Origin of the sequence: Streptomyces sp. NPDC059695, from assembly GCF_042733785.1 — a bacterium.
GTDB lineage: Bacteria > Actinomycetota > Actinomycetes > Streptomycetales > Streptomycetaceae > Streptomyces.
On sequence record NZ_JBHWFF010000007.1, the window covers coordinates 74721 to 97904 of the forward strand.

At 72.0% G+C, this 23184-nt stretch carries 17 protein-coding genes; 6 read left to right on the top strand and 11 right to left on the bottom strand.

The genetic code is table 11. The features are described from left to right. Positions 1–593: 593 nt before the first annotated feature. The 3 genes from lanL to ACFV2S_RS11145 all read right to left on the bottom strand — a co-directional run bounded on the left by lanL (position 594) and on the right by ACFV2S_RS11145 (position 4475). Positions 594–3191, bottom strand: coding sequence for a class IV lanthionine synthetase LanL (gene lanL, locus ACFV2S_RS11135; protein WP_385556381.1), 2598 nt, complete (start codon positions 3189–3191; stop codon positions 594–596). A 2-nt stretch (positions 3192–3193) separates the two neighbouring features. Continuing rightward, entirely contained in the window at positions 3194–3376 is a 183-nt protein-coding gene (locus ACFV2S_RS11140) for an SflA family class IV lanthipeptide (protein WP_383797478.1), read from the bottom strand. A gap of 151 nt (positions 3377–3527) precedes the next feature. Next, complete coding sequence (locus ACFV2S_RS11145) at positions 3528–4475, bottom strand: glycoside hydrolase family 16 protein (protein WP_385556383.1); 948 nt, start codon at positions 4473–4475, stop codon at positions 3528–3530. A gap of 351 nt (positions 4476–4826) precedes the next feature. Here ACFV2S_RS11145 and ACFV2S_RS11150 point away from each other — a divergent pair, with 351 nt between their 5' ends. From ACFV2S_RS11150 to ACFV2S_RS11160, 3 genes are all read left to right on the top strand, one after another. Then, positions 4827–5063 carry a hypothetical protein gene (locus ACFV2S_RS11150; protein ID WP_385556385.1) on the top strand — a complete coding sequence of 79 codons (237 nt, stop codon included), beginning with the start codon at positions 4827–4829 and terminating at the stop codon, positions 5061–5063. Between the two features lie 235 nt (positions 5064–5298). After that, a complete protein-coding gene (locus tag ACFV2S_RS11155) occupies positions 5299–7374 on the top strand; it encodes a bifunctional polysaccharide deacetylase/glycosyltransferase family 2 protein (RefSeq protein ID WP_383797482.1) in 2076 nt (691 codons plus the stop codon). A 2-nt stretch (positions 7375–7376) separates the two neighbouring features. Beyond that, positions 7377–8630, top strand: coding sequence for an acyltransferase (locus ACFV2S_RS11160; protein ID WP_385556387.1), 1254 nt, complete (start codon positions 7377–7379; stop codon positions 8628–8630). Positions 8631–8699: 69 nt separating this feature from the next. On the opposite strand, the gene ACFV2S_RS11165 is transcribed toward ACFV2S_RS11160, so the two are convergent. Further along, entirely contained in the window at positions 8700–10445 is a 1746-nt protein-coding gene (locus tag ACFV2S_RS11165; RefSeq protein WP_385556389.1) for a glycoside hydrolase domain-containing protein, read from the bottom strand. A gap of 142 nt (positions 10446–10587) precedes the next feature. Continuing rightward, positions 10588–11322 (bottom strand): D-Ala-D-Ala carboxypeptidase family metallohydrolase, encoded by a 735-nt coding sequence (locus ACFV2S_RS11170; protein ID WP_385556391.1) that lies wholly within the window; start codon positions 11320–11322, stop codon positions 10588–10590. 511 nt (positions 11323–11833) lie between these two features. On the opposite strand from ACFV2S_RS11170, the gene ACFV2S_RS11175 reads away from it, so the two are divergent. Then, positions 11834–13081, top strand: a complete 1248-nt coding sequence (locus ACFV2S_RS11175; RefSeq protein ID WP_385556392.1) for an MFS transporter — start codon at positions 11834–11836, stop codon at positions 13079–13081. Here the strand turns inward: ACFV2S_RS11175 and ACFV2S_RS11180 are convergent. After that, on the bottom strand, positions 13068–13946 hold the full coding sequence (locus ACFV2S_RS11180; protein WP_385556393.1) for an EamA family transporter: 879 nt from the start codon (positions 13944–13946) through the stop codon (positions 13068–13070). The genes ACFV2S_RS11175 and ACFV2S_RS11180 overlap by 14 nt on opposite strands. A 50-nt stretch (positions 13947–13996) precedes the next feature. On the opposite strand from ACFV2S_RS11180, the gene ACFV2S_RS11185 reads away from it, so the two are divergent. Then, positions 13997–14845, top strand: coding sequence for a MurR/RpiR family transcriptional regulator (locus ACFV2S_RS11185; protein ID WP_385556395.1), 849 nt, complete (start codon positions 13997–13999; stop codon positions 14843–14845). A 30-nt stretch (positions 14846–14875) separates the two neighbouring features. Here ACFV2S_RS11185 and ACFV2S_RS11190 read toward each other — a convergent pair whose 3' ends face one another. From ACFV2S_RS11190 to ACFV2S_RS11205, 4 genes are all read right to left on the bottom strand, one after another. Continuing rightward, on the bottom strand, positions 14876–16573 hold the full coding sequence (locus ACFV2S_RS11190; RefSeq protein WP_385556397.1) for an ABC transporter family substrate-binding protein: 1698 nt from the start codon (positions 16571–16573) through the stop codon (positions 14876–14878). 79 nt (positions 16574–16652) lie between these two features. Continuing rightward, complete coding sequence (locus tag ACFV2S_RS11195) at positions 16653–18743, bottom strand: dipeptide ABC transporter ATP-binding protein (protein ID WP_385556399.1); 2091 nt, start codon at positions 18741–18743, stop codon at positions 16653–16655. After that, positions 18740–19639 (bottom strand): ABC transporter permease, encoded by a 900-nt coding sequence (locus tag ACFV2S_RS11200; RefSeq protein ID WP_385556401.1) that lies wholly within the window; start codon positions 19637–19639, stop codon positions 18740–18742. Before ACFV2S_RS11200 ends, ACFV2S_RS11195 begins: the two co-directional genes overlap by 4 nt. Position 19640: 1 nt before the next feature. Continuing rightward, positions 19641–20624, bottom strand: coding sequence for an ABC transporter permease (locus tag ACFV2S_RS11205; RefSeq protein ID WP_385556403.1), 984 nt, complete (start codon positions 20622–20624; stop codon positions 19641–19643). A gap of 406 nt (positions 20625–21030) precedes the next feature. Here ACFV2S_RS11205 and ACFV2S_RS11210 point away from each other — a divergent pair, with 406 nt between their 5' ends. Next, positions 21031–22200 carry an extracellular solute-binding protein gene (locus ACFV2S_RS11210; RefSeq protein ID WP_385556405.1) on the top strand — a complete coding sequence of 390 codons (1170 nt, stop codon included), beginning with the start codon at positions 21031–21033 and terminating at the stop codon, positions 22198–22200. A gap of 30 nt (positions 22201–22230) precedes the next feature. On the opposite strand, the gene ACFV2S_RS11215 is transcribed toward ACFV2S_RS11210, so the two are convergent. Beyond that, positions 22231–22971 carry a FadR/GntR family transcriptional regulator gene (locus ACFV2S_RS11215; RefSeq protein ID WP_385556407.1) on the bottom strand — a complete coding sequence of 247 codons (741 nt, stop codon included), beginning with the start codon at positions 22969–22971 and terminating at the stop codon, positions 22231–22233. Positions 22972–23184 lie beyond the last annotated feature (213 nt).

Below are 23184 nucleotides of genomic sequence, written 5' to 3' on the forward strand. Positions count from 1 at the left end.
GTGTTCGGCTCAACGCCGTATCAGCCCAGGTCACGACCAGAATGAAGCCCCGCGACCTGCTCATGACAGGCGCGAACGGGGAGCGTGCGGGGCGCACCGACAGCCGTCCGCACCCCTCTGTGAAAGTCGTGCGACAGGCGGTTCACCTGCGGCGTTCGGCTATGGCGTCACCGTGACGGAATCCGGTGACGCCTTCGCCCGCCAAGCCCTCGTCCGACACCGCGACGAGCAGAACACCGCCGAGCGGCGCAGCTCGACCCCAACCGTCCACTGACGCCCGCAGACCGGGCAGAACGCTCTCTGCCCCCGCTGCATCTCCGCCACCCGCCGGCGGGCCTGTTGTAGGGCTCGCCAACGTCTTGACCTGCACCTACCCGAACAGAACACCGCTGCCGACGACTTCGTCGTCGCCAGCGGCACCCCACACTCCGGGCAATACCGCCGCACCACCCCACACGAGCCCATACAGCCAGCATCACGGCCCTCAAGCCCCACGACCAGGGATTCCAATCAGACACTGACGCCGCGGCAGGCCTCGGCCCGGCCGTCGAGGCGGCGGTGCCGTGTACGGGTCGGCGGCGGGGTGGCCGTGGTCAGGCGGGGAGTCCGAGGCGCGGGCCCCCGCGGGCGTGCAGGCGTCTGAAGAAGGACAGGACGCCCGCGGAGCCGCCGGCCCAGGTGGCGCTCGGGCGGGTGAGGCCGGTGTCCGGGAACACGGGGCGGGACCAGGTGCCGCCGCTGCGGCTCAGGACGAGCAGGGCGACGGTCTCGGCCGCGTCCCAGAACTCCTCGGACGCGGACGCCTCCGCGACGTCCACCATCAGGTCGCCCACGCCGGCCAGTCCGCAGCACTGGGTGACCAGGGGCATCCGCGGTGCCAGTGCGGCGCACGAGCGCGCGGCCCGCCGGGCGAGGTCCAGGTACCCGGGCTCGTCGAGGTCCCGGGCGGCCCGGACCAGCACGGTACCGATGCCGGCCAGCCCCCGGCACCACGAACCGTACCGGCGGGTCGCCCCGGGCCCGGCGGCCGCCGCGATGACGTCCGGTGTCACGGCGGCCAGGCGAGCGGCGGCCTTCTCGGCACGGCTGATCGCGTCCGGGTCACCGGTCGCCCCCGCGTGGGCGAGCAGGAAGCACACGACGCCTGCCTCGCCGTGCGCCATGCCCTCGCGAAGCGCCGCGCTGCCGTGCGTGTCCTGATCGGGGGTCAGGCGAGCGGTGCCCGAGGCCAGCATCCGGTCGCAGTCGGCGGCGACGGCGAGGTGCCGGTCCGCGACGCCTCGGTGACCGGACCGGAGGGCGTGCCGGGCGAGCAGCAGCCGGCCGAGGCCGATCCCGGCGGCGCCCGCGATCAGGTCCGCCTCCGGAGGACCGCCGTCCGGTGCGCGCTCCGGAAGGACGGGGTGACCGGGTGCCACGCCGGTGTCCCCGCCCGGTCCCGCGGCCGGCTTCCCGCCCGGCTTCCCGCTGGGTTCCGCGCCCTGGCCCGCTTCCGCGAGGAAGAGTTCGACACCGGTGCGCCCCGTGTAGAAGCCGGGCGGCAGGTTCCGGGACTGGGCCGCCGTCCACCGCGCCAGCGCGTCGACCGCGGAGCGCACGGGGGGCCGGTGCGCGTGGTGGAGGAGTTCGAGGCCGAGTCCCGAACTGCCGCCGTAGACGTCGATCGAGGTGGGGACGTTCAGCTGTGCGGCCCGGACCGGGTCCGCCATCGCGAGCGCCTCGCCGGCGCAGTACGCGGTCGTGTGCTCGATGATCTCGTCCAGCAGGTCGCGGTCGACGCGCGGCCGTGCCGGCCGGTGTGCGGGTCCGGTCCGGCCGGTGCGCAGGCGGTCCGCCGCGGCGGTCCGCTCGGCCGGGTCGAAGCTCATCAGACCGGCGATCGCCGCCCGGACCTCCCGGTGGGCACGCCCGGGCAGCGCCCACGCCAGGCAGGACAGCGTCCTGTCCCGGTGGATCCGGCGGTCGGTGCCGACGACCACGGGGTCCATGCCGGTGGAGGCGAAGAAGAGGGTCGCGCCGAGGGCGTAGTGGTCGTCGGCGGGGGAGGCCGGTCCGGTCGCTCGCAGGACCGGCTCGCTGTATCCCGGGGTCGCCCCTCCCGGGCCGGTGCCGTTCCGTTCGCTGATCCCGAAGTCGATCACGTGGCAGTGGCCGGGGCCCGAGCCGTCGAGTACGACGTTGTCGGGCTTGAGGTCGCGGACGACCACGTTCCGCTCGTGGACCGCGTCCAGGACGCTCAGGAGACGGGAGGCGAGCGCGGACAGCGCGCGCGGGGGCCGGGATGCGACGTCCCGGGAGTCGTCGTCCCGGTAGGGGCCGTGCCGCAGCACCTCTCCGCGCAGGTCCCGGTCGCCGCAGCTGCTCATCACCAGGTACTCGTCCGACCGGTGGGCGAAGTAGTCCAGGGCGCGGGGCACGCCCGTGACGCCGTCGAGCGCGGTGAGGACCGTGTGCTCGTTGCGGAGACGGTGGCGGGCGTCCGTACCGGAGTCGTCCTCGCCCACGAAGGCCCGTGCCTGTTTGACCACGACCGGCCGCCCGAGCGTGCGGTCGACCGCACGGTAGACGTTGCCCCGCGCCGAGCGCGCGATGCCCGCGGTGACGGCGTAGCGTCCGCCGCCGAAGCCGGGAGCGGACGGCTCTCCGGCGCGTGCGGATCCGGCCGCGAAGGGGTCCTCGGCCCAGGGCGGGCACCGGTAGCGGCCGACGGCCAGGCCGTCGAAGACCCGGCCGTCCGGCCCGGTCATGACGGATTCGAGGCGCCCGCTCCGGCCGGTCCGGTAGTCGCCCGTGAAGGGGCCGTAGCGGTAGTAGACGGGTGCCCTCGGGTCGACCCGCCGGTCGCTGACGACGGTCGGGCCCTCCCGGTCGCGCAGGACGGAGGCCAGCTCCAGGGCGACCTCGACCACGCTGCCGGCCGCGGGGTAGACGGTGATCGCCTTGCCGACGGCTCCGGCGCTCACCGCCCCGGAGTTGAGGCGGCGCAGCGTCTCCGCGTCACGGGCGAACTTCGCGTGACAGACGTGCCGTGACAGCACCGGCAGGACGAGCCGGGTCACCGTCCCGAGGTCGCCGGGGCGTGCCGAGACGTGCAGTTTCCAGCCGTGCTCCATCGCCGGCATCCGCGGATCGTTCAGATACGACCAGGTGCCGTCGGACCAGCCGCTGCGGCCGGCGATGGAGACGTCCACCGCTAGGAGTTCAGGTCACACGCGAAGCGGGTGGTGGCGGTCACCCAGGGGTCGGCGAGACACGCGGTGTGTTCGCGGTCGCTGCGGTCGTCGTCCTCGAACGCGATCGCCTCGTCGTCGATCTCCAGGGGACCCGCGTCGCGGATTCCGGCGGTTTCCAGCAGGTCCGGCACGGCTAACGGCATGTCACGCCTCCAGGTTGTGTCGTGCGCCGAGGAACAGGTGACGGCCCGGCCGGGCCGGTGGACCCGTGGGGCCGGTGACTCGCTGAACCAAGGTAGGGAGGGGGTGAACTCCCTGACAAGGGACGGGAGAGAAACGATTCTCCGTACGGGGTCAGGACTGCGGCACGGTGTTGACGTAGTCGGTGCCGGAGCTGTGGAAGCCGTCCACCGCCTTCTGGACGTCCGCCGCGGAGACCGCTTCGTCGGCCTTGTGGTAGACCCAGTCGACCTTCATGTCCCAGGTGCGCGCGCCACCGGCGAAGGGCAGGTCGATGAGCCAGTTGCTGAAGTGGATGTCCATCTTCTCGCGCGGGACGTACTTCCCGGAGCTGGTGAAGAGGACCTTGCCGTCCAGGGAGTAGGTGACCTTCCCGTCCATCGCGGTGATCACCATCGTGTGCCAGCCTCCGAGCTCGCGCTTGAGGCTGTGGGCGACCCGGTCCGGCGGATCGGCCTTGTACCAGCTGACGTTGTCCAGCTGCGGCCCCACCGAACCCCAGCCGCCGTTCGGCAGGTACTCGAAGTCGAGCTCGCTGTAGTTCTCCGAGGAGTCCGCGGGGGAGATCGGGAAGAAGGTCTGGACGACGTGGTCGCCGTCGCGGCCGCTCGTGGGCTCGTCGCTGAGGTGGATCCGGGCGGCGTAGGTCCCGGTGAAGTACTTCGTGCCGGTGGTCTGCACCTCGGCCTGCTCCGTGCCCTGCGCGGTGCCGTCGGTGGAGGACCGCAGCCGCAGGACCGTGCCTCCCTGGGCGGTCGTGTCGGACGGGAAGCCGACGCCGGCCGTGCCCCAGGTGTCCTTGATCCCCGGGCCGCCGCCACCGGTACGGATCTCCCAGCCGTGGGCGGCGAGCGCGGGGTCGTCGGCGCCGCTGTAGCGGAAGTCGTCGAACAGCGTTCCCGGCGGTCCGGACGGACTCGGCGATGCTTCCCGCGCCGGCGCGGCGTCGGAGCCACCGCCGGACGAGGGGCCGGCGGAACACGCGGCGAGGACGCACAGGGCGGCGGGCAGCGTGAGCACGGCCCACGCGCGGCGACGGGGGGTGCGGCGGGGCTGGCTCACACAGGCTCCTTGGGGTGCAGAGGCGGTATCCGGACACGCCCGTTGCATACGGATCACGCGCTGATCCCGTGAATCGAGGGGACATCCTAGCGAAGGGTTCAGGCCACCCGGCGCGCCCGACCGATTCGGTCACCAGCGTCTCGCAGTGCGGTCGTTCGACATACCGATCCGGTTACGGCGCTCGACCAGATCATGCCAAATCTGCACATCGCGCCCCAATCGATCGTCGTCGTGCGCTACGGTCCGCTCTACGCTTCAGCGGTCTCCATACCCTGCACAAAAAGGCCACACAAGATGCGCCAAGTCACCACACCCTTCGGGCACGGTCCGGCATACCCGGCGCACATCGGCATGTCCGAATCGCAGGGGGTGGAGCCCGCTCCGGCACCGGTGTTCGTCGACCAGTCGGGTCTGCGCAGCCGCCTGTTCCGACGCTTCGGATGGCCGGTCTCCGTGGTCGGCGCGATCCTGGCGGCCGCCATGGGCGGGAGCCTGATCGGTGTGCAGTCGGACGCCCCGGCGATGGGGATACCGCCGAAACCGTCGTACCTGCCCGCGACGGGACACCTGTCGCCCTCCCACCCCTAGAGGGCACGGTCCGCGACACCCCACCCCAGAAGTCCGGCCGTCACGCCGCAGGTCGTGACGCGCCAGGGCACGTCACGACCGCCGTGCCGCCCGGAGCGATGCCCGCGGGCCGGCCGGGCGTGCCTGATCGTCCGCACCACCCCATCTCCAGGAGCGCCCCTTGTCACGCCACCAGCGCCGCCGGCAGTCCCCGCTCAGGCCGCGCCGACTGGCCGCGCCGCCGCTGCGCTTCTTCATGCCGCTGTCCCTGCTGGCCTGCCTGCTCGCGCTCCTCGTCCTGCGCGGCCTCGCCACCAACGAGGCGTTCCACGACACCCGGATCGCGACCTCGGTCGACAAGACGACGGTGCCGCGCAACCTGCTCACGGGCGGCCCGATCATCGACGCGCGCGGCAGCCGCAACGAGCACCCGGTGAGCTATCAGGTCCCCGACCACACCGTGGTCCTGAGCTTCGACGACGGCCCCTCGCCGGAGTGGACCCCGAAGATCCTGGACGTGCTCGCCGCCCACCGCATCCACGCGGTCTTCTTCGTGACCGGCTCCATGGCCACGCGCCACCCGGAGCTGATCCGGCAGATCGTCGCGGGCGGCCACGAGCTCGGGGTGCACACCTTCACCCACCCCGACCTGGCGTACCAGTCCAAGGCCAGGATCAGCTGGGAGCTGGCGCAGACGCAGCTGGCACTGGCCGGCGTCGCGGGCGTCCACACCGCGCTCTTCCGCCCGCCCTACTCCTCCGACGCCTCCGCGCTCGACGACTGGAACTATCCGGTGATCAAGTACGTGGGCTCCCACGGCTACCTCACCGCCTTCATCGACCGCGACACCGACGACTGGAAGCGTCCGGGCGCCGACGAGATCGTCAAGGCGGCGATGCCGCGCAGGCCCGGCAAGGGCGAGCTGGTCCTGCTCCACGACGCGGGCGGCGACCGCAGCGAGACCGTCGAGGCGCTGGAGCGCATCATCACCGACCTGCAGGGCGAGGGCTACCGCTTCGCCACCATCTCCGAGGCCCTCGGCGCCACCGACGCCACGGTGCCGGTCGAGGGCTACCAGCTGTGGGCGGGCAAGGGATTCGTCTGGGCCAGCAAGGCCGCCGTGCTCACCCTCCCGGTCCTCGTCGCGCTGCTGGCCCTCGTCGGCTTCCTCAACTTCGGCCGCTTCGCGCTGATGCTCGTGCTCGCGCCGCTCCACGCCCGGCGCTCCCGGCGGCGGAACGCGTGGGGACCGCCCGTCACCGAGCCGGTCACCGTCCTCGTCCCCGCGTACAACGAGCGCGAGTGCATCGCGAACACCCTCAACTCCCTGGCCGCGAGCGACTACCCGATCGAGGTGATCGTCATCGACGACGGCTCGACGGACGGCACCGCGGACATCGTCGAGGAGATGCGGCTGCCCTTCGTCCGGCTGATCCGCAAGGCCAACGGCGGCAAGTCCAGCGCGCTCAACACCGGCGTGGCGGCCGCGTCGCACGACATCATCGTGATGATGGACGGCGACACCGTCTTCGAGCCGTCCACGGTCCGTGAGCTGGTCCAGCCCTTCGGAGACCGGTCGATCGGCGCGGTCGCGGGCAACGCCAAGGTCGGCAACCGCGAGAGCCTGATCGGCGCCTGGCAGCACATCGAGTACGTCCTCGGCCACAACCTGGACCGCCGGATGTACGACATGCTCAACGTCATCCCGACCATCCCCGGCGCGGTCGGCGCCTTCCGCAAGGAGGCCCTGCGGCGGGTCGGCGGCATGAGCGACGACACCCTCGCCGAGGACACCGACATCACCATGGCCGTGCTCTGCGACGGCTGGCGGATCGTCTACGCCGAGCGCGCCCGCGCCTGGACCGAGGCTCCCGCCAGCCTCCAGCAGCTGTGGTCGCAGCGGTACCGATGGAGCTACGGCAGCATGCAGGCGATGTGGAAGCACCGCCGCGCCGTGACGGCCCGCGGCCCGGCCGGGCGCTTCGGCCGCGTCGGGCTGCCGCTCGTCGTGCTGTTCGGCGTGGTCGCCCCCCTGCTCGCGCCGCTGGTCGACATGTTCCTGCTGTACGGCGTGCTGTTCGCGGACGCCCCGATCACGCTCGCCAGCTGGGGCGGCTTCATCCTGCTCCAGGCCGCGCTGTCCTGGTACGCCTTCCGCCTCGACGGCGAGAAGACCCTGCACCTGATCAGCCTGCCGATCCAGCAACTGGTCTACCGGCAGCTGATGTACATCGTCCTGTTGCAGTCCGCGATCACCGCGCTGACCGGTGGCCGACTGCGCTGGCAGAAGCTCCGGCGCACCGGCGAGGTCGCCGCACCGGTGGAGGCCTGACCATGACCGCGTCCTTCGAGTTCGGCGGTGTCCAGGACACCCTCCGGCTGAGAATTCCCCCCGTGCTGCGCCAGGCCCCGGAGCCGGAGCCGGCGGCACCGGCCCCGCGCAAGGGCGGCCGGGACCGCTACCTCGACCTGCTGCGCGCGCTGGCCCTCGGCCGTGTGGTGCTCTACCACAACTTCGGCTGGTTCTGGCTGCCCATCGTCTTCCCGTCCATGGGCGTGATGTTCGCGCTGGCCGGGTCGCTGATGACCCGCTCGCTCAGCCGGCCCGCCCTCGGTGTCATCCGGGGCCGGCTGCGCCGGCTGCTGCCGCCGATGTGGCTCTTCGGCGGGATCATGCTCGCCATCGAGGTCGCCGACGGCTGGGGGCCCGACGCCGAGGGCCACCCCGGCTGGTGGTGGGGCAAGCTGCTGTTCTGGATCGTGCCGCTGAGCACTCCGCCGTACGCCGACTCGCTGAACGGTTTCGACCATCTCGTGGGGCAGGGCTGGGCCGCGCAGGTCATCGTCCCGCTCTGGTACCTCCGCGCGTACCTCTGGTACGTCCTGCTCTCACCGCTGATGCTGTGGGCGCTGCGGCGGATGCCGGTGGTGACGCTCAGCGCGCCGATCGCGCTGGTGATCATCATGAACACGGTCTTCGTCGACCAGGAGTTCGTCTACGGCCGGGTCTGGGAGACCGCGAGCGACTTCGCCACCTTCGGCGCCTGCTGGATCCTCGGCATGGCGCACCAGGAGGGCCTGCTCAAGAAGATCCCGCAGTACGTCGTGCCGTCCGTCGCACCGCTGATCATGGTGGCCGGCTGGTGGTACCTGCAGACCCGCCCGGTCGATCCGACCGTGCCCACCGACATCGAGAGCTGGCCCATAGCCCAGGCCCTCTGGTCCTTCGGCTTCGTCGCCCTCCTGCTCCACGTCAGTCCCTCCTGGGACCAGTGGCCCAAGCCGCTGGAACGCTGGAACGGCCTGATCAGCCTGCTCAACGCACGCGCCGTCAGCGTCTACCTCTGGCACGAGACCGCCCTGGTGGCCGCCATCCCCCTGATCGACCCCCTCTGGTCCGTCGGCTTCTTCTACGAGCACGGCCAGTGGCTGCTCACCAGCCAGTGGTTCCCGCTGCTGGTGGCGATCCCGCTGATCGGCCTGCTGGTGCTGACCTTCGGCTGGGTCGAGGACGTGGCCGCCAAGCGCCGGCCCCGGCTCTTCCCGTACCCGCGGCGCGTCCGCGGCAGACGCCGGGCCGGCGTCTGATCCCGCACCCCCGCGGCGCGCGCCCGCCCGGGCGGCCCCCCCGCCTTCTCCCGCACGCCTGCGGTCGTGTCACATCCCGGACTGGAGGGCGCCCCACGTGCCGGAGCCCACGATGCCGTCCGCGTCCAGCCCGCGTGAGGACTGGTAGTCGCGCACGGCCACGTCCGTGTCCGGACCGAAGACGCTGTCGACGGACACGCTCCGGCCCAGCGCGGCGGTCAGGGCGCGCTGCAGCCGGGCGACGGACTCTCCCGTCGAGCCGTTCCGGACGGTCGGGGCCGATCCGTGGGACAGCAGCGCGGTCCACGTCCTCGGGCCGATCACACCGTCCGCGGCGAGTCCCCGGCTGTTCTGGAACTGCCCGGCGGCAGCGGTCGTGGAGGGGCCGTAGGCCCCGTCGGCGGCCCCCGGGTCGTAGCCGGCGGCCGTCAGCAGGCACTGGGCCGCCGCGACCTGCTCGCCGGTCGAGCCGCTCTGGACGGTGGGGTACTCGGCGAAGGCGAGGTTCGTCTCCGAGCAGCTGGACGCCTGGGCGCCGGCGCCCACGTCCAGGTAGTCGCGGTCGATGGTGATCGAGTACCCGCCGTAGGTCTCCTTGACCTCGCCCGCGTACTGGTGGATCCGACGGTGCCCGGCCCAGGAGGTGGAGGGGACGTAGGAACCGGTGTTGACGTCGGCGGCGCCGTTCCACCAGCCGAAGAAGATGTGGTCCACCCGCGTGTAGGCGCTGTTGTTGTACGCGCCGGCGGCGTCCTTGATGCCGGAGGAGGCGCTGGAGTAGAAGCCCGACAGGTAACTGCCGGTGTGCAGCCGCTCGGTCCAGCCCGACAGGTACGACAGCACGGCCGCCCTGCAGGAGGCCGTGGAGGTGTAGGACTCGATGTCGCTGTAGATCGTGCTGCCCGTGGGGATCCCGAGGTTCTTCGCGGCGGTGATGGCCGCGGCGGCCGCGCTGACGCCCTGGGACTTGGCCGTGGCGGGGTCGGCGGACATCCTCTGCGCGAAGTTCGTGCACGGGGCCTGGCGGCCGACGTCGAGGGGGATGAGCCGCCAGCCGTTGCCGGTCTGGTGGGTCACCCAGCCCGCGGTCAGGTTCGGCTGTGCGCAGGCGCGGAAGGAGCCGCTGATGTAGACGCCGACCGCCCTGTACGGAGAGCCGGTGCGCCAGGCGTCCATGGCGGCCTGGGAGGGCGCGGTGCAGGCGTCGAAGCCCTTGCCCAGATAGCTCCCCGGCTGCGGTCCCGGCGCGTACGACCGGGGAGCGTCGGGCTGCCGCTGACGCGGCAGTTCGGTGCGCTCGGCGCCCCCGGTCAGCTCGGCCGAGCCGAGAGCGGTGCGCACCAGGCTCTCGGTCTCCGGGGTGTGGACGGCGGTGACCAGCACCCCGGCGTCCTCGACCGCCACCTGGATCGTGTCGCCGCTGGACTTCGCGTCCGGCACGCCGGCCGCTCCGCGCAGGGTCCGCGCGGTCGCCGCCGTCGTACGCCCGGCGGAACCGGCCGTGATCGGCTCCACCACGATGCCCGCCGTACGGCCGACGAGGTGGGCGGGGCAGTCGTTCTCTTCGGCGGGCTCACCCAGGAAGACGGCGGGGCGGTCGAACCGGAGGCAGGCGCGGGGGTTCGCGGTCAGATCGACGACCCGCCAGTCGGCGGGCACCGCGATGCGGTAGCCGTGATAGCTGACGACCTGCCGGCCCGTCTCGGGCGGCGAGGCGGCCGCGGCGGAGCCGGGCGCCGTGGCCGCGCCGATACCGGCGAGCACTGCCAGTACGGCGGTCCCGGCGCGGGCGGACCAGGTGGTGCGTGACGACATCAGAGCACTCCTACTCGGGTGCGGAGGGGGGAAGGAGGAGGGGAGGGGAGAGGTGGGGAAGCGGGGTTGCGCGGGGAGCTGCCGGACTCCCCGCACGGCGGCGAGAGGCCCTCGTGCGGAGCAGTCCGGCCCTGCCCGACGTTCAGACGCCGCAGTCGGGCGCCGACCAGGAGCGCGCGGTGCGCCCGTCGACGTGGGTGTGGTCGTTGTGGTCGGGGTAACCGGGGCCGAAGATCCCGCCGAAGCCGTGGTACCGGGCCTGCTGGGCGAGCCGGCAGAGCGACGGGCTGCCGACCAGGTCGGCGGCGTCGCCGTACAGGTGGCGGCTGTTCGAGGCGCCGCCCACCGCGCTGTTGCAGGAGTACGAGCGGAACCCGCTGGTCACGGTGAGCGGCACGTCGCCCATGGCGTGCCGCAGGGCCTCCAGCTTCCACAGCGTGCGCAGACCGTTGGCCTTGGCCGTGGCGGCGCCGACCGCGCCGCCGGACCAGTCGGAGTTGCACGTGTTCAGCTCGGCGTAGGTGAAGTGCGCGGGGGTGCAGTCCGGGTCCTGCAGGGCGTAGATCCTGGCGAACGTCCGAGCGCCCGCGATCCCGTCGGCGGGCAGCCCGTACGCCTGCTGGAAACGGGTCACCGCGGCCTTCGTCGCCGGGCCGAAGGCACCGTCGACCGCCATGACCTCCCCGTACGCCGCGTGTCCCGCGACCCGGATCTGCAGCTCCGTCACGTCGGAGCCCGACATCCCCGCCGACAGGGTGCGGCCCCAGGTGTAGCACTCGTCGGCCCGGGCCGGTCCGGCCGTCGCCAGTAATCCGCCCGTCAGGGCCCCCATGACCATGGTCAAAGCGAGGGCGAGTCGGATCGTGCGTCGCAGCATCGCGTCTCCGTCCTGAGTTCTGATTCCCCATCAGGGGCCGAGCCGAGTGTGACGCCCGGACACGGTGCGTGTCCACATGGTCACCATCTGCCACAGGATCAGACCATCGGAACAACCCGCGGTCGAGCAGGGGCGCGACGACGGCGATGCCGGGCCGTGCGCTGTCGTGCCGGCTCCCGGGCACGGGGAGCAAAGTCGCCCGGTCGGGCGCGTCCTGACTTTCGGGTGTGCCGGACCGCGGAGCGCGGACGGCACGGTACCGACCGCCCCGAAAGGACCCTCATGTTCGACATCGCCCAGTGCGGTCGGGACTGACCACGGTCGTCGTCGAGGCCGACGCGGTCGGCGGGGCCCGCGAGGCGGTCACGGCGCCCTGCTGGCCTTCCTGGCGAAGGAGCCCGGGTCGGCCGAGGGCTGATCGTCGGCGTCGGAAACCTGCCGGAGATCGGCGCCCGTTCCTGCTGGACTGGTGGTCACGCCCCCATGCGCCGACCACCTCAGGACGGGATCCATGTCCGCAGCAACCACCCCATCCGTCCCGACGTCCGCACCGCCGGACCGGACGTCGCGGGCCTCCTGGCCCGCTGTCGTCACGGTGATGCTGGGGATCTTCTCCATCGTCACCACCGAGATCCTGCCGATCGGTCTGCTGACCTCCATCGGCGCGAGCTTCACCGTCTCGGACGGAATGGCCGGTCTCATGATGACCATGCCGGGATTCCTGGCCGCGGTCTCGGCACCCCTGGTCACGGTGGCCTGCCGGCGCGTCGACCGCAGGGTCGTGCTGGCTGCGCTCGTCCTCCTGCTGGCGCTGGCCGACTTCCTGGCCGCCGCGGCGCCGAGCTACTGGCTGGTCCTGGCCTCCCGCGTCCTCGTGGGGGTCACCATCGGCGGCTTCTGGTCCGTCGGAGCCGGAATCGCGGACCGGCTGGTGCCCGCAGGGTCCGTGGGCCGCGCGACCGCGGTGATCTTCTCCGCGGTACCGCTCGGCTCCGTACTCGGCGTGCCGCTGGGCACGTTCATCGGTGACGTCGCGGGCTGGCGGACCGCGTTCCTGGTCATGGGCGGCTTCACGCTGGCCGTCCTCGCCCTGCTGCTCCTGGTCGTCCCACCGCTCCCGTCCAGTAGGGCGGCAGGACCCGACCACCTCCGTGCCATGCTCCGCGGCGTCCACACCCGTTTCGCCCTGGCGATGACGTTCCTCGTGGTGCTCGCCCACTTCGGCACGTACACGTACGTCACCCCCTTCCTGGAGCAGGTGACCCGCATGGGCCCGGGGCTCGTCACGGTCTGTCTGCTCCTGTACGGCGCGGCCGGGATCGCCGGCACCTTCCTGGGCGGATCCGCGGTGGGGCGCTTTCCCCGGGCCGCCTTCGCCGCGGCGGCGGCCCTCATCGCCGCCGCGACCCTGCTCCTGCCCCTGCTGGGGCGGTCGGACGCCGGCGCGGTGGCGCTTCTGGTCGTCTGGGGCGTCGGGTACGGAGCCGTCCCGGTCTGCTCGCAGACCTGGTTCGCCAAGGCGTCGCCCGGCTCGCCCGAGGCGTCCTCGGTCCTCTTCACCGCCTCCTTCCAGGCCACGCTGTCCCTGGGTGCCCTGGCGGGGGGCGCCGTCCTCGACCGCTCCTCACCCTCGACGGTCATGGCGCTCGGCGGACTGACGGCCCTCCTGCTCGTGCTGGTCGCCGGTGCCCACCTGGCGACGGGCCGCCCCTGGCCCGCGGCCGCCCAGCGGGCGGGGGAGGCCCTCAGGGATGGGTGAGTTCCAGGACGGCGATGCCGGTCACCACCAGGGCACCGGCCGTGAGGCGGCGGCGGCCGAAGGGCTCGCGGAACATCACCAGACCGATCAGCGCGGCGAAGACGATGCTGGTCTCGCGCAGCGCCGCGACCGTGGCCAGGCTGCCGTGGTCCTGCGCCCACACCACGAGTCCGTACGCGAGCAGGGACAGCACCCCTCCCATCAGGCCGCGCCCGAGAACGGGCCTGAGCCGGGCGGTCAGGGAACGGCCCCGAAGCGCCCAGGCGAGCAGGGGCAGGACCGGCCCCTGGCACAGGAAGAGCCAGGCGACGTAGCCGGTGACCGCCGTCGACGACTGCCGCACTCCGCTGCCGTCGACGAGCGTGTAGGAGGCGATCATCACGCCGGTCCCCAGGGCCGCGGCCAGGGCCGGCAGCTGTGCGCGGCCGGGCAGGCCGTCGGCCAGCGCCAGGCCGAGGAGGCCGAGCGAGATCACCAGGACGCCGAGGGTCTCCGCCGTGGACAGGGGCTGGCCGAGTGCGGTGGCGGAGACCAGTGCCACGAGCAGGGGCGAGGTGCCCCGGGCGATCGGGTACATCTGGCCGAAGTCGCCGAGCCGGTACGCCTGCAGGAGCAGCGCCTGATAGGCGACCTGGAGGGCGGCCGAGGCGGCGAGGAACGGCCAGGCCCTCGCGTCCGGGAGGGGGGTGAAGCACGCCACGGCGGCGGCACACCCGGTCGTGGCGAGGTTCATCAGCACGAAGACCGCCAGCCGGTCCTCGGCACCGTGGGCCAGGGCGTTCCACACCGCGTGCAGCAGCGCCGCGGCGAGCACCACCACGGGCACGGCGGCCGCGCCCGTCAGGGGCGACAGGGCCAAGGACATCGACGTCCTCCTCATCCTCGTGGAATGTGATTCCGCGATACTATGTGGTTATGGAATCTCATTCCGCATCGGGTCCGCAGCTCGCCGCACACATCCGCGCCCGTCTTTCGGAACTGCGTGACGCCGAGGCCCGCGTCGCCCAGGTCCTCCTCGACCGGGGCGCCGAGCTGGTGCACCTCAGCGTCAGTGACGTCGCCGTCCTCGCCGGGACCGCGCCCTCGTCCGTCGTCCGCGCCTGCCAGCGCCTGGGCTTCCGCGGATACCAGGAGGTGAAGATCGCGGCGGTCCGACAGGCCCCGAGCCCCCGCCCCGCCCACGATCCGGACCCCGCCGCCCGGGCGCTCGCCGACACGGTGCGGGCCGCGAAGGAGGCCCTGGACGGACTGGCCTCCACGCTCTCCCCGGACGAACTGCGCACCGCGGCCGCGACACTCCACCGGGCGCCGCGCGTCCTGGTCGTGGGCGCGGGACTGTCCGGCGCCGTGGCCGCGGACGCCGCCTATCGCCTGCGCGCCCTGGGCTGCGCCGTCGACGCGCCCTCCGACGCGATCACCGCGCAGCTCTCCGCCGGCCTCCTGCCCGCGTCCGGCGCCTGCCTGGCCGTCAGCCACACCGGCGCCACCCGCAGCACGGTCGACGCCGCCCGCCGGGCCCGTGCCGCAGGAGCCGAGGTCATCGCCCTGACCAGCTACGCCAACTCCCCGCTGAGCAACACCAGCACCTGCACGCTGGTCGCGGGCGGCCAGGACCTCATCTTCGGGCTGGAGACCGTCGCCTCCCGCCTGGCCCATCTCGCCGTCGTCGACGCCCTGACCCAGACCCTGATGACGCTGCGGGGCGCCGACGCGGAGAAGGCCCTGGACCTGTCGGCCGACGTCACCGCCGACCACACGTACTGACACGGCGAGAGAGGCGGGCGCGCCACGGGGCTACTTCTGCCAGCCCACCGTCTCCGGCAGCGGCGTGCCGAAGAGGGTGGCGCCCACGTTGGCCAGCCGCTTCTTGACCCCGTAGAGGGACGGGCCGCTGAACAGCGGCAGGTAGCCGTACTCGGCCAGGGCCTTGCGCTCGACGGCGTTGGCGCGGGCGGTCTGCTCGGCCGGGTCGGAGATCGCGGAGACGGCGCGGATCTCCCGGTCGAGCCCGGGGCCGCCGATGCCCACGATGTTGGAGCCGCTCTCGGAGCAGTAGAACTCGCACAGGTAGCGGGCGCCGAACGGGTCGGGCGAGCGGTTGCCGACCAGGAAGATGTCGAAGCTGCGCTCCGTGAGGATCCTGGCGAAGTCGGCCTCGGTGGAGGTCTTGAGCTCCACCTGGATGCCGACCGGCTTGAGCATCTGCGCGAGGGCGCCGGCGGTGGCCTTCTCCAGCGGGTCACCGCCGCGCAGGGTGTACGTGACGGTCAGCTTCCTGCCGTCCTTCTCGCGGACGCCGTCGGCACCCGGGGTCCAGCCGGCCGCGTCCAGGGTCTTCCTGGCGCTCTCCGGGTCGTGCTTGATCACGGCACCGACGTTGTCGGAGTACCCCTTCTGGAAGCTGAAGAGGAGCAGGGAGCCGGGCAGGGGCTCGCTGTAGTCGCCCAGGCCCTGGAACTGGATCCTGGCGATCTGGGTCCGGTCGATGCTCTCCAGGAGCGCCTTGCGCACCTGGACGTCCCGCAGGTTGGGCGACTTGGCGTTGACGTAGAAGGAGTACGCGAACGGGCTCCCGCCCTGGCGCATCTCGGTGCCCTGGACGCCGGAGAGGCGCTTCAGTCCCTCGGCGTCGCCGGCGGAGGTGTAGTCGATCTGGCCGTTCTTGAAGGCGTTGGCCGCGGCGTCCGACTCCAGGTTGACGTAGACGCGCTTGTCCAGCCTGCCCTTCTTCCCCCACCACTTGGGGTTGCGTACGAAGGTGAGGTCACCGGCCTTGGCGTCGAACGCGCCGACGGTGTACGGCCCGGCGCCCCACTCGGGGTGGACCTTCTTGACGTAGGCGTCGTTGTATCCGGCGACGGTGGCGGCCTTCGGGTGCAGGAACGTGACGAACAGGCTCGACCACCAGGGAGCCGTGCCCTTGAAGTCGATGACGGCCTGCTTGTCGTCCTTGCCGCGGGTCACCGAGGTGATGTGGCTGTAGCCCTCGGTGTCGGTCGCGTTGTACTTCTTGTCCGTGCCGTTGTTCGCCTGCCAGGTCGCCCTGACGGCCCTCCAGTCGACCGGGGTGCCGTCGTTGTACGTCGCCTTCGGGTTGAGGGTGAGCACCACGCGCTGGTTCCCGCCCGTGACGCGGACCTTCACGTCGCTCAGGTAGTCCGGGTTGTACTGGACCTCACCGGTGGGGGAGTAGGTGATGACGTCCGGGTTGTACCAGAACCAGACGCGCTTGGCGGTGAGCGTCGCGTTGGCGTTGAAGGGGTTGCCCTGGTCGTCGATGGTGCCGGCGGTGGTGTAGGTGCCGCCGTCCCTGACGTTGTCGTAGGGCTGCGGGTTGTAGTCGACCTTCGCGGAGGCCGCGGCGGGGGTCGCCCCCTTCCCGGAGGCCTTGCCGGAATCCGCGGAGCCGGAACCGGAGGCGCTGCACGCGGTGGCGGTGAGCGCGAGGGCCGCGGTGAGCGCGGCGGCGGGGAGGGCGATTCTCGATCGCATGGCGGGGTGGATCCTCATTCCTTCATGGGGGGTGCGACGGCGCCGAGGGGTTGCGGCACCGCCGGGGCGGAGCCCGATGTCAGCGGGCGTGGCAGGCGTGCAGGTGCCCGGAGCCGGGCGCCGCGGGGCCGAGCGAGGGCCGCTCCGTGCGGCAGCGGTCCCGGGCCGTGTCGTCGAGCAGGCGGAACAGCGGGCAGCGGTCGACGAAGACACAGCCCTGAGGGAGGTTCGACGCGCTCGGCTGCTCGCCTTCGAGGACGATGCGCTCGCGGGACCGCTCGCGCCCGGGGTCGGGCACGGGGATCGCGGACAGCAGGGCCTCGGTGTACGGATGGCGGGGGTTCGCGAAGAGCTCTTCGGTGCCGCCGGTCTCGACGACGTGCCCGAGGTACATGACCGCGATGCGGTCGGCGAAGTGCCGCATCACGGCCAGGTCGTGCGCCACGACCAGGTACGCCAGGCCGAGCTCGCGCTTGAGCCGGGCGAGCAGGTTGACGACCCCCGCCTGCACGGACACGTCCAGCGCCGAGACCGGCTCGTCCAGGACCACGATCCGGGGCCGGGTCGCCAGGGCGCGGGCGATCCCGACACGCTGACGCTGGCCGCCCGAGAGGGCGTCCGGGAACCGGTCCGCGAGCGAGGCGTCCAGGCCCACCAGGCCAAGGAGTTCGGACACCCGGTCCCGGATCGCCGGCCGGTCGGCACCCACGGCCGTCAGCGGTTCCGCGAGCAGCTGGAACACCGGGAGCCGCGGGTCCAGGGAGCCCATGGGGTCCTGCATGACGATCTGCACCGCGCCGCGGAGCTCCCGCAGCCGCTCGGCGGAGCCGGGGTCGGCGACGTCCGTGCCGGCCACCTCGATCCGGCCGCCCTCCGGCGGCCGGAGCCGCAGGATCTCCAGGAGCGTCGTGGTCTTGCCGCTGCCCGACTCGCCCACCAGACCGAGGGTCTCACCGGCCCGCAGCTCGAACCCGACGCCGCTGACCGCGTGGAGCGTGCCGACGCGGCGCCTGAGGAACGCGCCCTTGGTGACGGGGAAGGTCTTGGTCAGGCCCTCCACCCTCAGCACCACGTCGCCGGGGGCGGTGTCGGTGAGGACGTCCGGCTCCTCAGGCGCGGGGAAGAGCGTGTCCGCGCCGAGGCGGCCGTCGGCGATCTCTTCCGCGCGCAGGCAGGTGACGTCCCCGTGCCCGGCGACGGGGGTCGCCGCGGGCTCCCACGTACGGCAGGCGTCGAGCACGGCGGGGCACCGGTCCGCGAAGGCGCATCCGGCCGGGAGCGCCGCCGGCGACGGGGGTTCGCCGCCGATCGGCACCAGCGGGTGGTCCTTCGGGGCGTCGGGGCGGGGCACGGCGCCCAGCAGGCCGATCGTGTACGGCATGGTGGGACGCCGGAACAGCGCGTCCGCGCCCGCCCGTTCCACGATCCGCCCGGCGTACATCACGGCGACGTCGTCGGCGTACCCGGCGACGACCCCGAGGTCGTGCGTGATGAGCACGACGCCCGCACCGGTCTCGGACTGCGCGGTCCGCAGCACGTCCAGGATCTGCGCCTGCACGGTCACGTCGAGGGCGGTGGTGGGCTCGTCGGCCACGATGACGGAGGGGGCGTTCGCCATGGCCAGGGCGATGACCACCCGTTGGCGCATCCCGCCGGAGAACTCGTGCGGGAACGACCGTGCCCTGCGGTGCGGTTCGGGGATGCCGACCAGGTCGAGGAGCTCCACCGCGCGCTTCCACGCGGCCTGCCTCGTCAGGTCCTGATGGACCCGCAGCGCGTCGGACAGCAGCCGGCCGACCGAGAAGATCGGGGTCAGCGCGGACAGCGGGTCCTGGAAGACCATGCCGATGTCCTTGCCGCGGATCCGGGACAGCCGGCTGTCGCTCAGGCCGACCAGGTCACGGCCGCCGAGCAGCACCTCGCCCGACACGCGGGCGGTCGGCGGCAGAAGCCCCATGATGCCCATCGCCGTCGCGGACTTGCCCGACCCGGACTCGCCGACGATGCCCAGCGTCCGGCCGGGCAGCAGGTCGAAGCCGATGCCGCGCACGGCCTCGACGGCACCGGCCTCGGACGGGAAGGAGATCCGCAGGTCCCGCACGGACAGGACGGGCGCGGGCCCGGTGGTCCCCGCCGGCGACCCGGCGGCGGGCAGGAGGGTGAACGTCATCGCGTGCCTCCCGAGGCCGCCGATACGGAGGTGGGGTCGAGGGCGTCGCGCAGACCGTCGCCGACGAGTGTCATCGACACCGTCAGCAGCACGACGAGGCCCGCGGGGAACGCGAACAGCCAGGGAGCGCTGGTGATGCTGCCGGAACCGTCGGCGAGCATGGTGCCCAGCGACACGTCCGGGGGCTGGACCCCGAAACCGAGGAACGACAGCGCCGTCTCACCGAGCACGGTGGCGACGACCCCGAGGGTCAGGTTGACCACGAGCAGGGAACCCAGGTTCGGGATGATGTGCCGCAGCACGATCTGCCACGGCCGCACCCCCATGAACTCGGCGGCCAGCACGTAGTCGCGCTCGCGCAGCGACGTGGACAGCGACCAGACGACCCGGGCGGTCGTCATCCAGCCGAAGACGGTGAGGACGAGGATCAGGACGCGCCAGTCGCCGGCGAGCCGGTGCGAGACCAGGGCGAGGATCAGGAACGACGGGACCACCAGCAGGAAGTGGATGACCGCGAGGGTCAGCTTCTCCACCCGGCCGCCGAGGTACGCGGCGCCCGCGCCGATCACCGCGGCCAGCACGATCGTCAGCACCGAGACGCTCACCGCGATCACCAGGGAACGCCGGAGGCCGTGCACCGCCTCGGCGTACACGTCGTTCCCGCCCTGGTTCGTACCGAACCAGTGGGTCCCGTCCGGGGGCCGGGTGAGCGCGGCGAAGTCCGCGTCGGTGTACGCGAACGGGCTGAGGAGACCGCCGAGCACGCTGAACAGCACCAGGAGCACGAAGAGCGCCACACCGAGCAGGGCCGCGCGGTTGCGGCCGAACCGGCGCACGTACAGCCGCCCGGCACCGGGCGCGCGTGTCGCGGGCGCAGAGGTTGCGAGAGTCGTCATGTCAGCTCACCCGGACCCGGGGGTCGAGGAGGACGACGGCGATGTCGGCGAGGACGGCGCCGACCGCGGTCATGGCCGCGCCGAACGCCGCCACCGCGACCGTTCCGTGCACGTCGTTCTTGGCGATGGTCTGGATGAAGTACTGCCCCATCCCGTTCCAGCCGAAGACGGTCTCGGTGATGACCGCACCCGTGAAGATCGCGGGGATGCCGAACGCCACGGAGGTGGCGGTCGGGATCAGCGAAGCCCGCAGGGCGTGGCGTCGGATCGCCCGGGCGCGGGTGAGGCCGGTGGCGCGGGCGGTGCGCACGTAGTCCGAGCCGATGGCGTCAAGGAGCAGCGTGCGCTGGGTCAGGTGATAGCCCACGTACCCCAGCAGGGTCAGGCTCAGGGTCGGCAGGATGAGGTGCTGCGCCCGGTCTGCCACCGTCGGCAGCAGGCCCTCGACGCCCGGGGACTTCTCCCCGGCGACGTACAGGAAGCGCAGTCCGAGGCTCTGGTTGAGCCAGATCCCGAGGAGCACCACGCCCAACGCGGCCACGGCGGTCGGGATGTTGAACAGGAACACCGACACCAGCTGGGTGATCCGGTCCCACCAGCCGTACTGGCGTGTCGCGGTGGACACGCTCAGAGCGACACCGAGCAGCACCGAGAGGAGCGTGGCGGCGGTGACCAGCTGGCCGCTGACCAGCACCCGGAATCCGATCTCGCCGTTCACGGAGGCCCCGACCGGGGACCTCCCCCAGTCGAAGTGCAGCACCACGTCACTGAACCAGTGCCACCACCGCTCCGCGAGCGGCACCCGCGGGTCCAGGTTGTAGGGCGCGAGTGCCTGGTCGATCTCCGCCTCGGAGCGGACCGGGCGGGTGTCCTTGTAGTTGGACCTCGGATCGAGGAACCAGGCGGCGAGTACGTAGGTGACGTTGGTGGCGAGCACGATCATGGCCAGCCAGCCGGCCGTCCTGCGTGTCACATGGCGGAGCATGACCCCGCCTTCCCACGAGCCGCGGGGGCGGTCCGGGCACGAGGTGACGCGGTGGGGGCCGTACGGGAGGCCGGCGGGGGTGGGCCGGTTCTGGACATGCTCAACGTGACTTTCTGAGGGGATGGAAGCACGCGGCCCGATCCGGGCGATGGTGTGCTCGTGGTGCGGGATGCCGGGCGCGGACCCTCTGATCCAAAGGAAGTTGCGCGCCGTCGACACATCATTCTGTGGTCATGATCCACAGGGTGGGAACCATTCGCAGGTGACTGTCATATGACTGCAAGACGCACGTCACAAACGATCAACGGGGGAGGTATGTGCCCTTTGACCGTTTTCATCGAACCAATCAAGTGGAAGGTACTATCCTCAGGCCATTAGACCTTTTGTTGTTCGTCAGGAGTTCCTCATGTCCACTGACCGGCGAAGGCACGTCCTCACCGCCGTCCCGGCCTGTACGGCCCTGCTCGCGACCTTCTCCCTGACGGGCTGCGGCTTACTGGAGAGCGGACCCGAGATCCCCGACCGGGCGACGCTGAGCAGGGCGAGCTCCGTGGACGAGGCCGGAGGAATGGAGGCGCTCGTCGAGGCCGCCCGACAGGAGGGTAGGCTGAACGCCGTCGCGATGTCCGCCACTTGGGCCAACTACAGCGACATCATCGCCGGGTTCGAGAAGCGCTACGGGATCGACGTGAGCGTGGAGAACCCGGACGGAACGAGTCAGGACGCCATCAGGGCGGTCCAGGAGGACCGGGCCGAGGGCAAGGCCGTGGACGTGGTGGAAGTCGGAGTGGCCCAGGCGCAGTCCGCGGCGGACGAGGCCCTCTTCGCCCGGTACCGCATCGAGCGGGACCAGGACGTCCCCTCCGGGCGCAGGGATCCCGGCTCCGCGTGGTACGCGAACTACGGCGGCTACATCTCCATCGGCTGCGCGGTCCAGTACATGAGGATCTGCCCCGACACCTTCGAAGACCTGCTCAAGCCCGAGTACAAGGGCAAGGTCGCGCTCAGCGGCGACCCCACCAAGTCGAACTCCGCCCTCTCCGGCGTCTTCGCGGCCGCCCTGTCCGACGGCGGCTCCTTCGACGACATCACCCCCGGTGTGGAGTTCTTCGCCAAGCTGACGGACCAGGGCAACTACATACCCGTCAAGCCGACCACGGAGTCGATCAAGAACGGCAAGACTCCCATCGTCATCAACTGGGACTTCAAGAACTCCACGTCCTGGCGGGCGCTGCTCCACACCAACGCGCAGTGGGCGGTCGCCATCCCCGACGACGGGGTCTTCGCCGGCTACTACGCCACGGCGATCAACCGCAGGGCCGCTCACCCCGCCGCCGCGCGGCTGTGGCAGGAGTACCTGTTCAGCGACGAGGCGCAGAACCTCAGGCTGAAGGGCTTCGCCCGGCCCGTGCTGATGAAGCCGATGCAGAAGGCGGGAACCCTCGACGTGATCGCGGCGGGCTGGCTCCCGCGGCTCCCGCACGACCAGCCGGTCGTCCCGTCGAGCGCTCAGATGGCCAAGGCCAGCAAGGTCGTGGGCGACGGATGGGGCCGGGCGACGGACCGGACGCCGTGAGGGCCGCGTGAGGCGCCGCCGCGCGGCGCGTCAGCCGAGGAAGCCGCGGAGCAGAGCCGCCGTGCCGGCGACGTGATCCTCCATGACCGAGCGGGCGGCCGCCGCGTCACCGCGGAGGATGGCCATCAGGAGGTCGCTGTGCTGCTCGTGCGAATGCTCGATGTTGCGCTGGAGCAGCGGTATGGCGTTGAGGAGGTCGTTGAGCCGGAGCCGGGTCTCGGCGATGCTCGCGTAGAGGGACGGTGAACCGCACATCCCGGCGATCGCGAGATGGAAGCGCGAGTCCATCAGCCGGTACGTCGACCCGTCGGCGGCCAGGACGTCCTCGAGGCGCGCCTGGAGGAGCCGGCGTTCCTCCGCCGTGAGGGCGCGCTGCGCGGTCAGGGCGGCGGCGCCGGGCTCGATGACCTGCCGGAACGCGAGAGCGTCCGTGAGTTCGTCGCCCATGGTCTCCGCGATGCGGCGGACGTCGCCCTCACTCGGGGCCGACGGGCTGTAGGTCACGAACGTGCCGCCGTACCGGCCGCGGCGCGGCTCGACGTACCCGGCCTGCTGGAGCGCCCGGATCGCCTCGCGCAGGGTGACCCGGCTGATGTCGAGCTGCACGGCGAGCTCACGTTCCGGGGGCAGGGTCTCGCCCTGGGAGATGAAGCCGAGCTTGATGGCACACAGCAGGCGTTCGACGGTCTCCTCGAACGCGTTGCCTGCCCGCACGGGGCGGAAGACGACGTCCTCGGACGTTCTGCCGCCTTCGCTGAGCGCCTGGCCCATCTTGGCTCCTCTTCACCCGAACGGTGCCGGACACGGGCATGCTCCCGCGTCCCCACAGTAACGCCTATGGACTGGACAAGGCGCCTATATGGGGACCACATGCGGGCGGGGGGGGCGGGGGCCCCCCCCGCCCCCCCCCCCCCCCCCCCGGCGAATCGGGTTGGGGCCGGGTCACAAAATGCGAGCCGCCCCGGTGGGGAGTGAATAGGCGAG

Coding starts and splice junctions, on each gene's coding strand:
- ACFV2S_RS11140 (WP_383797478.1), bottom strand. CDS start 3,376: ATGCCGTTAGCCGTGCCGGACCTGCTGGAAACCGCCGGAATCCGCGAC.
- ACFV2S_RS11150 (WP_385556385.1), top strand. CDS start 4,827: ATGTCCGAATCGCAGGGGGTGGAGCCCGCTCCGGCACCGGTGTTCGTC.
- ACFV2S_RS11155 (WP_383797482.1), top strand. CDS start 5,299: ATGCCGCTGTCCCTGCTGGCCTGCCTGCTCGCGCTCCTCGTCCTGCGC.
- ACFV2S_RS11160 (WP_385556387.1), top strand. CDS start 7,377: ATGACCGCGTCCTTCGAGTTCGGCGGTGTCCAGGACACCCTCCGGCTG.
- ACFV2S_RS11165 (WP_385556389.1), bottom strand. CDS start 10,445: ATGTCGTCACGCACCACCTGGTCCGCCCGCGCCGGGACCGCCGTACTG.
- ACFV2S_RS11170 (WP_385556391.1), bottom strand. CDS start 11,322: ATGCTGCGACGCACGATCCGACTCGCCCTCGCTTTGACCATGGTCATG.
- ACFV2S_RS11175 (WP_385556392.1), top strand. CDS start 11,834: ATGTCCGCAGCAACCACCCCATCCGTCCCGACGTCCGCACCGCCGGAC.
- ACFV2S_RS11180 (WP_385556393.1), bottom strand. CDS start 13,946: ATGTCCTTGGCCCTGTCGCCCCTGACGGGCGCGGCCGCCGTGCCCGTG.
- ACFV2S_RS11185 (WP_385556395.1), top strand. CDS start 13,997: ATGGAATCTCATTCCGCATCGGGTCCGCAGCTCGCCGCACACATCCGC.
- ACFV2S_RS11190 (WP_385556397.1), bottom strand. CDS start 16,573: ATGCGATCGAGAATCGCCCTCCCCGCCGCCGCGCTCACCGCGGCCCTC.
- ACFV2S_RS11195 (WP_385556399.1), bottom strand. CDS start 18,743: ATGACGTTCACCCTCCTGCCCGCCGCCGGGTCGCCGGCGGGGACCACC.
- ACFV2S_RS11200 (WP_385556401.1), bottom strand. CDS start 19,639: ATGACGACTCTCGCAACCTCTGCGCCCGCGACACGCGCGCCCGGTGCC.
- ACFV2S_RS11205 (WP_385556403.1), bottom strand. CDS start 20,624: ATGCTCCGCCATGTGACACGCAGGACGGCCGGCTGGCTGGCCATGATC.
- ACFV2S_RS11210 (WP_385556405.1), top strand. CDS start 21,031: ATGTCCACTGACCGGCGAAGGCACGTCCTCACCGCCGTCCCGGCCTGT.
- ACFV2S_RS11215 (WP_385556407.1), bottom strand. CDS start 22,971: ATGGGCCAGGCGCTCAGCGAAGGCGGCAGAACGTCCGAGGACGTCGTC.